Annotated in this window: 6 protein-coding genes; 1 reads left to right on the top strand and 5 read right to left on the bottom strand. The window is 55.5% G+C overall.

From position 1 onward, the window contains the following. Positions 1-23: 23 nt before the first annotated feature. From ACA072_RS04625 to ACA072_RS04605, 5 genes are all read right to left on the bottom strand, one after another. Positions 24-3,440, bottom strand: coding sequence for a dermonecrotic toxin domain-containing protein (locus ACA072_RS04625; RefSeq protein WP_497623391.1), 3,417 nt, complete (start codon positions 3,438-3,440; stop codon positions 24-26). A 119-nt stretch (positions 3,441-3,559) separates the two neighbouring features. After that, complete coding sequence (locus tag ACA072_RS04620; protein WP_497623390.1) at positions 3,560-6,094, bottom strand: LuxR C-terminal-related transcriptional regulator; 2,535 nt, start codon at positions 6,092-6,094, stop codon at positions 3,560-3,562. Between the two features lie 140 nt (positions 6,095-6,234). After that, entirely contained in the window at positions 6,235-7,602 is a 1,368-nt protein-coding gene (locus tag ACA072_RS04615) for a DUF1329 domain-containing protein (RefSeq protein WP_497623389.1), read from the bottom strand. Positions 7,603-7,625: 23 nt separating this feature from the next. Continuing rightward, positions 7,626-9,419: a DUF1302 domain-containing protein gene (locus ACA072_RS04610; protein ID WP_497623388.1), complete on the bottom strand. Its 1,794-nt coding sequence runs from the start codon at positions 9,417-9,419 to the stop codon at positions 7,626-7,628. Positions 9,420-9,724: 305 nt separating this feature from the next. After that, entirely contained in the window at positions 9,725-9,979 is a 255-nt protein-coding gene (locus ACA072_RS04605) for a hypothetical protein (protein ID WP_497623387.1), read from the bottom strand. 237 nt (positions 9,980-10,216) lie between these two features. On the opposite strand from ACA072_RS04605, the gene ACA072_RS04600 reads away from it, so the two are divergent. Next, positions 10,217-11,872: an S-type pyocin domain-containing protein gene (locus ACA072_RS04600; RefSeq protein WP_497623386.1), complete on the top strand. Its 1,656-nt coding sequence runs from the start codon at positions 10,217-10,219 to the stop codon at positions 11,870-11,872. The last annotated feature ends 13 nt before the right edge of the window (positions 11,873-11,885 follow it).

Raw genomic sequence — 11,885 nt, 5'->3', positions numbered from 1 at the left:
GGCGGTCATTCACCCACCTGGAATCAAATCAGGGTGGTTTTGCTCCTGTTGGCATCTTCTTCATCAAGCACTTGCTGGATAATCTCCTGCAGGCGCTCATGCCCCAGTGTCTGCCCCGTCGCCTTGGCGACCAGGCTCACCAAAGACTTTGCCTCGCCCATCAGGTGAATCAAGCCTTTCTGCACCTTTGTTACTTTCCCGGTGCCCGAGATTCCCTTGCTCAGCGTCACAAGACCAACGAGAGCATCTTTGAAGTGGGTAAACGAAGCGTCGTAATCCCCATAATATTGAGCTTTTACACCATCGTAGAAACTTTTACTCACTTCGACAGCGGTGACTAACAAGCCGACTGGAGGGACCACCAGACTTATAATAGTTGCAGCTAACAAGACATTATCGTAAATCAGACCCGCAATGATTTCGTTGAGACTCATAGTCTGCGCGTCAATATCGTCAATAACTCGTTTTATTCTAATCTCGTAAGATGTACGTAGGTTTCTGACCCTCACATTGACCAAGGGCCCAGGCGCTTTCACAGCATCGACCGTAGCCTGTAATTCATCGAAGTAATCATTTACGATCTTCTGATCAAGTATTTTGACCCGGTTGATGTAGTAACTCCGCATCAGTCCTCGACGATCACGAATGGAACCAACAAAGCTGCTTGCTGCGCGAAATGCAACGCCGTCGGGCGCATTTGGTGTGTACAGGAAATCATCAAGACGAGTCCCGACACGAGCCCTGAATATGTAGACCCCTTCAACTTCCCGTGTGGTTTTCAGACGGAATTTATAGACACTCTCACTGTCGACGACAGGATCCGAATGGGGTTCTGGTACCGGAACTTCAAGGCTGGTGACAAGACGGGTCAAACCAGCGAATTGGTCAGAACTCAGCCGTCCTTCAAAATACTGGGATAGCAAATCCCGATTCATCTCACCGATTACACGCTTGAAATTAACCTCGCGCCTGATTTTTCCGGCCGGAAGACTGAACGTTAAGTAATCAGACTTGAGCAACTCAATGTATTTATCCCCCGAGCGCAAGGTTTTTGACCACCCGGAAATATGGCGAATGTCAAGCTTATCGATGGCCGGGTGCCCTGAAGTCACATAAAACTTGGGATAAGATCCCGGAAGCGGCTGAGGACTACGATTAGGTTCGAAACTACGCCCCTCGACAATGAGGTTTGTCAACGACATCTGCTCGTCGCCGTTTATCTGTACAAAGATAAGATCCGGGTCGACAGAGACATAACTTCCTTGGGAGCGAAGCACCTCTTCAACCTTGTCTTTGATCAGGTTGCGCGAGAATGCTTCAAAAGAAGGTAATCCAAGTTCACGAGCCTCTAATGTGTAGAGGGCCTTAAGTTCAGTGCTAAGTCGGGCATGCTGCTGGCGCAATGAGCGCTGCGCACGCCGGTAATTTAATGGAGCCAATCGATTGACCTCTGCAAGCGTCCACCGATAAGCCATCAGCGCAAAACCATCCGGCGCCGTTTGCGATGTGCTTCTGAGAGGCGCAAGGCCTACCGGGATTCGCTCCAGGATATGTTGCAATTCGCGCAAGACTTCACTCACCCGGACCTGATCATTGGGATTGACAAGCGAGTTGGCATACGCGGGATCCTCACTCATCCAGCGCTTAAGGTGAGCTGCAAAATCGGTGAAATTATTAAACCGTAAAAACTCGTACTGTCCTTCGGGATTCCTCAAGAACACTTGCTGCGTTCCATAAGTGGATTGCGGGCCTTGAAAAACCAGTACGTCTTGTAGCGGATAAGTTGCCCCTGCGACATTAATACCGTTTACGGAAACTGCTGAGTCTCCCAGCATTCCACGATTGACCAGATTCACATCGGCGTCATTGAATTTGCCTGAATAGCGAGCCACATACAGTTCATATTCAAGCTTGCTTCTCTGCTGATTGCGAAGGGCATCGAAATACTCCATGGGTGGCACGGACGATTGCATCTCAACGAAGTCCACCCGCACGTCGACGGTCTGCAGCCAGCTTTCCAGTCTGGCAGCGGTCAGGCCGGTCAGGGAGGCTGCCCCGTCCAGACGTATCGAAACCCGCTGGCCGGCGTCGTGCAGACCAAACGTAACAAACTCCGTCAGTGTTCGGCTGTCTTCCTGAATGATCGTTTTTCCTTCGACCTTTATTTGATAGCGACTGTGTACTTGCACGGTATCCGAATCGCATTGGATACCCAACGCACTCTGGCTCCACTGCGAAACTCGCCTGCGTGCATATTCCTTAAGCGAAAAAAATTTGTTGAATGCTGCCTTCAACTCTTGCTGATATTTAATCTGTGAATAGTCAAGCTCCTCATAACGTTGCTGTATTGCCTGGGGTGCAGACGTTAACCATGCTGGCCATTCAGTGCGTTTTATGGCCCCTCGCAGCGATTCAAACTGCGCCAGCCAATCATTTTTAATCGCAGCCATGGACTGGACAGTTTCCAGTGCAGCGGCCCGGAGTTGACCGTCGACCTCTTGCCTGCCAAACAACTTCGTAAATTCAGCTTTCTGGTATTTCAATCGAACACTGGCAAAATACTCAAATACACTTCCTTCCAGATTAATATATTTAATATCATCACCAGGAACAGACAATCGTGAGCAAAGCACCGCGTGCAGCTCATTGCTCGTATCTAAATATTCAAAGCCATAATCCGGCGTGTATACCACATAACCATAGGCATCACCATTAAGCGGCAGTTCACTGGGTGAGAACCCACTGGCATGCACTACGAAACTTGCCGTCAGACGAAGATCTACGTTTTCATTATTGCTAAATATCTTGTATACAGATTTCCCGGTATCCGACATCACAAGTTCAGCAACACGCCGTCCTTGGTGCTCGCCTATTTTGCCGCCAATAACACTTAACGACAATTCCGCCAACAACGTGCGCGTCAAGGAGTGTTGCAAAACATCTTTGTGAGTACTGCCTGGCATGCCCGTCACAGGCGCCGCCCAATAGTTTTTTATGGCCGCCTGATGTTCTGTATGCAGATACCTCAAAGACTGATTCAGAATTTTTTCAATTTTTGCGATATCCAAGCCCGCGACACTGAATTCCTTGGCATTGGTATCGGGGCGATTGAAAACACCATCTTCACCAATAACATAGTTAGGAAAAATGCCACTATTCATACACTCAAAAAACACGACCAACAACGAACCCGTCGGTCGGCTTTCCAGATCTTCTGCATAGCGGCCACGATTAATGAACACCTTGTCTATATCTGCATTTGGATTATAGGCACGGACTTTTTCGATCAGTCGTTCGCGCACCATCGTCTTGAACGAAGGAATGGCTTTCAACACATCAACCAAACGTTCTCCTGCCAATGTGGCTCTATCCAGCTCACTGGCACTACTGGTTTTCTGCCCCATCGAATCAATCATAAAACTTGTATATACCTTGCCCATCTTCACTGATCCTTTATAGAGTTAAGACCTGGAGTAGCTCCTGCCACCCCAAAAACGCTGCCAACTCTATCGACTAACTTTTCCCAGCAAAAGAAGTGCTTTATTTCAACTCATGTTAACTACCACAACTTCAGAAACTTGGCCTTTGCAACGGCTTGCGTTCGCCGCTCAACCCCCAGCTTTCCATGAATCCTTCGCGCATGTGTCTTTACGGTATGCACTGAAATATAAAGTTGCTCGGCAATTTGCTGATTCGAACTACCCTGAGCAATTAACGTCAACACTTCCAATTCTCGGCGGCTCAGTAGACTGTCGGTGATTGACTCTGTTTTTTTCAGCACGCTGGATGAAAGCAGATCAGGTTGGCGCAGACTTAGCTCTCGCAGTGATTGCTGCAAATTACAGCGTTCAATCAGGCATAACCCTATTTGTAAAATCTCTTGAGATTGAGTGACATTGCCCCTTAACCATTCGACTTGAGCGAGCACCAGATACAATTCGGCTTCCAGGCTGACCATGCCTTGCTGCTGCGCCGCATCCAGACAATGTTGAAGCTGGGCCAGGGGGGCATTGGCCGGTTCAAGCTGCGTATCGGCAATGGCCAGCAGGTATTCGATACGTGGAATAAGTTCCAGCGTTGCGGGAGGGGCTTGTCGTGCGCATGGCCCTCGGTAATGGCGCAGTACGCGAGTCAACGCTTCATGAGCCAGCTGTGGACGATTTTGCTGTAACCAAAAATGGCTACTGACTTGCAGCAGGACACCGCGGTAAACCGTGTCCGGAATCTGCCGTTGTTGCATCAGCCTCTCTGCGTCGCGCAGCAAGACGAATGCCTGGGCATAGTCGCACTGGTTGGCCGCCAATTGCGCCAGACCGAGAAAGCCGTAAAGCACACGTTTGTCGTGGCTGCGCAGGCACTGTTCCAGGCCGGTCCGAAAGAACGCCTCGGCGCGCTCATCATGTCCCTGGCACAATGCAAGCCGCCCGCGACGCAGCGCGATTCGCCCCAGCAACGGCACAGGTCGCTCGACTGGCTGACTCAGCAATTCATGGATGTTCGCAAGCAAGTGTTCGGCACGTTGGGGAGCCCCCCGCTGCTCCAGCAATTGTGCATGATCAAGCTCCAGCAGCCCCTCGAAGACCAGTGAACCTTGCGCACGCGCCAGGCACAAAGCATCACGGTTCATCGCCTGAGCGACATCCAGTTCGCCCCGCAGCAATGCCTGCTGCGTCAACCCCGACAAGCACATCACGCGCACGGTCCAGAGCTCTGGGCCGAGGTCATTCAGCGCTTCGAGAAAATGCGCACGCGAACCGTCCATCCGCCCTTGAAGATGCAACAGCCAACCCTGCTGAGCCTGCCACCGTGCGATCAGTTGCCGCTGCAGAATCGCCGACGGTTGCGGGGTGAACCGAGACAACTGCTCAATGCAATCGCCAGCTTGCTCGAATCGCCCGGCAAACAACGACGCCGCCGTGATCAATCCGACCAATTGCGGCGAGCCGAACATCAGCGCTTCGCCTTGTTGCTCGTACAACCGCAACAACAGCACGACCGTCTGCGCCTCGAACAAATGCTCGAAACTGAAATGCTGCAACAGGCTGACCGCGACCTCGAACTCCTCAGCCAGCAAGGCCTGTTCGAAGGCGGCTTTCCAGTCCAGTTCGGCAGCGAACCACTGACAGGCGCGGCGATGCCAGGAACGTCCGGCCGGCCATTGCTCATCGCGCATCAATTGCGTGAGTGGAGGGAAGATCTGCAGCCAGTCGGCCGAGTCCTGCCACGGCTCGATGAAGCACCCCAGGTCCTGCAACGTCTTCAGACATTGCGCGCCCTCCCCCGCGCCAAACAGGTGATCGCACAGCCGTGCATTGAATCGCGGCAAATGTGCGAGCACCCGCCAGGCTTCCGTCAGCTCCGGGGTCAGGCTGGTGAACAGTTCGTGCTCGAGGTAATCGAGCAACGTGTCCGGTCGGCTGTGATGCGGGTCGTTGCGCGACCAGTCGCACTTTTGCAGCAGCGCAACGCGGACACCGGCGCACCAGCCGCCACTGCGCTGGATAATCTTGCTGGCGGCGGTGTTGGCTTCGGCCGGTGTCAGGTGATGCAACAGCGCGGCGATTTCAACTTGATTGAAAGCCAGCGTGGCGCGCTCACATTCGTACAATTCGTCATCGAGCAGCAACCGAGGCCAGTTGCATTGCGGGCGACGGCGGGCGCCCAGCCACCAGGTCAGCATCGGGCTGCTGACGGCCAGCATGCGATCCAGCAGGTGATCGAGTTCCGGGTTCGGAACGCGGCAATAGTCATCGAGAAACAGCCGGGTTGGCGCCTGCAATCGAGCCAGCGCGCCGAGCATCGCCGACTCTTCTGACGAAGCCATTCCCAACGCATCTGCCACACGCTGACGAAAATCCGCCGCACTCATCGCCACGCCGGACAACGGCAACCAGCACACCCGACAGTTCGGCGGCGCCTGCAACAGGCAGTCGGCGAGCAGCGCGGTCTTGCCGCTGCCAGCTGGCGCACAGAGTAATTTCACCCGAGATGTGGAAGCCAGCAAGGGCTCGGTCAATCGATCACGGGACAGGTGATGAGAGGACAGACGGGGCAGGAATCCAGAACGGTCAAGACACGGGGTCATGGCGGTCATTGCGGCGTGCCTATTTATAATTGTCCGGCAACCCTAGCCCTCTCCAACCCGCTTGTTTAGAAGTATTCAGGACGCTGATTGACGCCCATAAAAAAGGCGACCAAGCGGTCGCCTTTCGCACAGCGAATGTATCAATTGCCTTACCGAACCCCCTCGGCACGCAATGCCGATGGCGTGTAGTCGGCGGCCTTGGCTTCGAAGCCGAACTCAAAGCTGTGCTTCTCTTCGTTCTTCATCCCCAGCGCAATGTAGCGACCGGCAATGATGTCGTAGAGCGCTTCCAGTGTGTACGCCTGGGCCTGGTGATCGTAGTAGTACTGGGCGTGCCCCTCCGCCACTCGCCACAGTTGACCGCGACCGTCGTAGTGGTCCACCAGCGCCACTTGCCAGCTGTCTTCGTCGATGTACATGTGGCGCTTGGCGTAGATGTGTCGCTCGCTCGGCTTGACCGTGCCGATCACTTCCCAGACGCGGTGCAATTCATAGCGGGTCAGGTCCTGGTTGATGTGGCCGGCCTTGACGATGTCGTCGTACTTGAGGCTCGGCGAGTCGAGTTTGTAGCTGTTGTAGGGGATGTACATTTCCTTCTTGCCGACCAGTTTCCAGTCGTAGCGATCCGGCGCACCCGAGAACATGTCGAAGTTATCGGAAGTGCGCAGGCCGTCAGCGGCAGTACCCGGCCCGTCATAGGCTACTTGCGGCGCGCGACGCACACGGCGTTGGCCGGCGTTGTAGATCCACGCCAGACGCGGTTCTTTCACCTGGTCGAGGGTTTCGTGCACCAGCAGCACGTTACCCGCCAGACGCGCCGGCGCCGTGACCGACTGCTTGAAGAAGGTCAGCACGTTGGCGGCTTTTTCCGGGTCCAGGTCCTTCATCAATTGCGGGACGGCGATCTCTTCTTCAAAGCGGATCGGCGTGTAGCTGCCGTTGGTCTGCGGCGTCACCTGAGTGATGATGCGGCGCAGGTTGCCGCCGTGATAACGGGTGATGTGGTTCCACAACACCTCTACCCCGGTCTTCGGAATCGGGAACGCGTAGTAGCGGTTACCGGTGAAGTTGGCCAGGCCGTTACCCTCGTTGATGCTGTTCACGTTCAGCGCACTGCGCTTGGCCGACTCGTAAATTTCCGGCGGCACGGCCACGGTGCGGTGCGTCGGGTAGACCGGGATCTTGTAGGTTTCCGGGTAGCGCTTGAACATCGCCACCTGGCCTTCCGATAGTTTGTCCTTGTACTTGTCGACGTTGGCGGGGGTGATCACGAACAGTGGTTTTTCGCTGGCGAAGGGGTCAGCCAGGAAGCCTTTGCTGTCCACCGCGCCCGCGTTTTTCGGGATGCCACCGGTCCACGCCGGGATCGAGCCATCCGCGTTACCGGCCTTCTCGGCGCCGAGCGGCGTGAGGCTGGTGCCGAGCTTGTTCGCTTCGTCCGGCGAGACCGCCGCCATCACGTTGGCCGCCAGCAGGCTCAGGGCCAGGGCGCCGCATTGCAGAATCATTTTGCGCATCAAATTCATCCTTCTCAGCCAGATCAGAAGTTCACGCCGAAGCTCAGTGCCAGAAAGTCGCGGTCTTCCAGGGTGTTGTAGTCACCGCCGAAGAAATCGGTGTAACTGAGGCTCGCGGTATAGGTGTTGCGGTAGTCGGCATCAACGCCGACGCTGACCGCCTTGGCGCCTTCGTTGAACAGCCCGTTGGGGCCGTAGCCAGCGACGTCATGGGACCAGGACAGATTGGGTTTGAGGTTGATCCCGCCGATCACGTTGGCGTAATCGAGGATCGCCCGCGCGCGGTAGCCCCACGAAGTCGAGGTGACGAAGCCTTCGGTATCGCCGCCGAAACCGTACTGGCCGTAGACCGAGTCGCGGCCGTAACGCAGATTGCTGCGCGATTCCAGGCCACCGACGTGAACCACCGCCGCTTCGCCAACCAGGGTCAAGCGCTGGGCGCCCCACACTTGATCGAAGAACTGCGTGAAGGTGGTCTGGACTTGCGTGACTTCCTTGCGGCGGTAGCCTTTGTTGTCAGCGCCAGGGGTGGTGGCAATCGGTGACGCAGTGCCACCGGCAATCGGGTTGACCATTGCCAGGGTCAAGTCGTTGGTGCTGAGCTGCACCGGAGCATTCGGGCGATAGCTGATCTCACCGCTCCACGCGGTGCCGGTAGGCAGGGTGGTGGAGAAACTCGCGCCATAGAGACGAATGTCTTCCGGGTATTCGAGGTAGTACTGACCGCGTCCGAGCATCACGCTTTGGGCCAGGCCTGCTCCGCTGCCCGGCGCCAGTCGGTTGGCCACACTCACCATGCCCGGCAGGCTGGCCAGCGTCGACAGGCCGGCGGTGGTGGTGCCGACCGTCGGTGTGCGGCTGTGGTAATTCATGAAATACAGGCCGTATTCGGTGTCGTCACCGAGCCAGCGCAACGCCGTGCCCCACTGCCCGGAATCCCGCGCATCGCGGTCGCCGCCACGGGGAACGACCACGCCCTCGCGGGTCACCTGGATCGGTTGACCGAAGGCAGCCGCCAATGGCGCCAACGGGGCAATCGCGGGGCTGCCGACGGTGTAGTTGTTGTTGCAACCATCCGCCACCACGTCGTTGCCAAAGAAGGTGCCGCAGTTGTCGACGACCGTCTGGTCCCACTCCAGTTGATAGAACCCTTCCACCGAGAGCTGATCGGTCAGACCCTGGGAGGCGAACAGCATGTTCACCGGAATCAGCCCTTCCTTGATCTCGGCGCCCGGACGACGGAACGCCGAGACGTCGATCGGGTTGATGCTGTTGATCGAGTTGCCGATGAAAGTACTTTCACCCCAACTGACCACCTGTTTGCCGGCGCGCACGGTGCCTGGCAAATCGGCGATGGAATAGTTGTGATAAACGAAGGCATCGAGAATCTGCGCGCCGGAAGACTTGGCGCCCTCCTTGCGGCCACTGTCGCTGATCGGCTTGAACTCGCGGTCTTCGTCCTTGAGCTCGAAGTCGTACCAGTACTTGCCACGGACGAACACGCCGGTGTCGCCGTATTTCAATTCGAGGTCGTGCAGGCCCTTGAAGATCTTGGAGAAGGTTTCGCCCTTCTTGAAGTTCAGCCGGCCATCATCACCAGTCGAAGATTGACCGGTCCCGCCGTTGACCGTACCCACCAACGATCTATCGGCATCGCGCATGCCCCAACTCGCGCCGACGGAGAGCGAGGAGTCGAAGGTCCCCTCGATTTCGCCAATGTTGAATGCAACCGCTTGCGCCTGGGCGCAGCAGCCCAAGGCAACCGCAGCGGCCAGCGCTTGCGGCGTGAAGATGGCGCGCATTGTTGTTTTTGTCATGCGTCTTCCCCGGTGAGTGACAGAAGGCCCCACCCTACTGCCGCACGTGGGGAGCGATAAGCGCACCAAGGAGGTATTCGTGGTGTACCTCTAAAGGATGAATGGCCTGATGGTGCGGGGGTTTTCGCCGGGTATGGATGGGCTGGATGGGGGGTTATCAGCAGAACGCATGGATGGCACCGCCCCCTGTAGCAGCTGTCGAGCAGCGCGAGCCTGCTGCTACAGGGGACGTGGCGAGGCGCACTGTTACTCATGCTGCAACAGTTCATGTCGCGAATCGCTATTTTTCCTTTGGGCTCAAGGCCTTATTCTTGCCGGGCTTTCACGGTGAATAGCCAGGAAGCGCGAAGCGATGGTGTGTGATCAGCCCGTGCCATGGCGACAGGATCCAGATGAATCGACGCTTTTCGATTGATCGCCCCGTGTTCACTGACGTTGATTTGTAGCTCCTTGATCCAACGTCTTACTTTGGCCGCTGCGTTTGCAGCGGCCTTTTTTATGGGCGATGGTTTTGTGGCTGGTGGGGTGACAGGGATTTTTCGCTCAAGCACCTCATGCAAGATATTTCCTATAACGAGATAAGAAACATCTCTTTACGCGAAAGACATTCGCAGGTTTATTCCTGCCGCATAGAAACCTCTCTCAACTCTATATGTAAGGGCCTACACATTTCTCGGACCCAGACTTTCAGTTTTGGTTGTAACGTTTTATGGCACGCCCCAATAACTCGAATTTTTTAGAACATGCCACTAATACACGGCATCTAAAACACCCTGCACATTCAAAAGGATATGAATATGCAAAAGCCACCAAGACCAGGTTTTCTGGATATCAGTGAACCTGTCCATACGATCGGCCAAGCACCCGATCACATGACACCTGCACCGAGAACATCGACCACAGTGATTACGGGCCCACACGGGCACGGCATACCGGTTTACTACCAGAATATCAACACAATTAAAGCCACTTCTAATGCGCTGGAACAGGAATATAAAACCAAGTCCAGCCAACTGCCGCAAACCATTGAAAATGAACTCGCCACCACTCGGCTTGAGGGCTCAACTGATCCACTTCCGCCTGTGCAATCGATCATTCGCGAGCTGGACGTACGAAGCAGACTCATCGATCGAAAAACGGCTGAGTTCCAAAACAAAACAGCTGTCGCCAATTTTTTCTATGGAGGAGATCCATTTAACAGACACATCAACGAATTCATGACGAAAGCCACAACTATTGAAAAGAGGCCAGTGCCGAACGGCGTTGCCATGCAGGCATTGTTTCACTCCCTTCGGGCGGCCCACGATGCAAGATTGTTGGCTCAAGGCCTCGAATTACTAAGACAGCAGAACGTCAATGTGCAGAACTTTCTCAGTGCTGTGCAGGCCAATGAGCAAGCCCAGAAAGCGGCTGAAGAGTTGGTACGCGTAAATGAGGAAGCAGCAGCCCGGGTTCGAGAACAAGCGCGACTTGCAGCATTGGAAAGTGCGCGGCGGGCGGCGGCCGAGCAAGCTCAAGTCGCGGCGCAAGCGGCAGCGCAGCAGGTCGCCGCCGAAAAGGCCCGTCTTGATGCACAAGCCAAGGCCAAGTGGGAAGCAGAATTGGAGCGGTTCCGCAAACAAAGGGAAGCAAACACACGGGAGTTGATGGAAAAGCACGCCGAGTTCGTTCGGCAAAACGAGCAGGCGCGAATTGAAAAGCAACAGGTGGAGAGAGAAAAGGCGCGCCTCCATGCGCTATGGAGCACGCAGGTATACCAGGCCAGTCTGACGTTCGCCAACGCAGGATCGACAGCGGCATCGGGCCCCGTATTCTCCGGAACAAACGGAACCGTGGACGTTAGCCGCGAGGCCTCTTTAGCCCTTAAGGCTGCGCTGCGAACTGCGGTAGCCGCCGTTGTCGAAGCGCTCGCAACAGCAACGGCGCCGACCCTTATGGGTTTCGCCGCGCTGATCGTTCCCGCCAGGCTAAGCAATAGTGATCTTTATTCTGTCAGCGTTCCCCTGTCAGAACTCGCGTCCCTTCCGACCGCTAATCTGTACGAGCAAGCAGTCACCGGAGGAGAAATTGAGCTGCCGGTGACAATCGGCTCGACGACGTTTCGCAATAGAGTGGAGCTCTTCGTCGTTGCCACTGACAGCGTTACGGTCCCCGACAAAGTGCCAGTGAAGCTTGCTCACTTTGACCCACAGAAGAATGTTTACACCTCCGGCAGCACCACCACAAACGGTCCCGTCATTACCTGGACGCCATTGGTTGACCCAAAAAATACGTCGACTGACTTCCCTCTGACCGAAACAGACCTGCCGATCTATGAAGGCGCCACTGTCACTCCCCTCACCGGACGAATCGATCCATTTCCGGAGTTTGATCGCTACGGTTTTGGCGGATTCATCACCGTCTTTCCGATCGACTCTGGCCTTCCTCCGATTTTCACCCTGCTCAGGGATTGACGGCAGGATTCGG

The sequence above is a fragment of the Pseudomonas sp. LBUM1656 genome, assembly GCF_059716065.1.
This window is presented reverse-complemented; position numbering and strand designations above follow the sequence as displayed.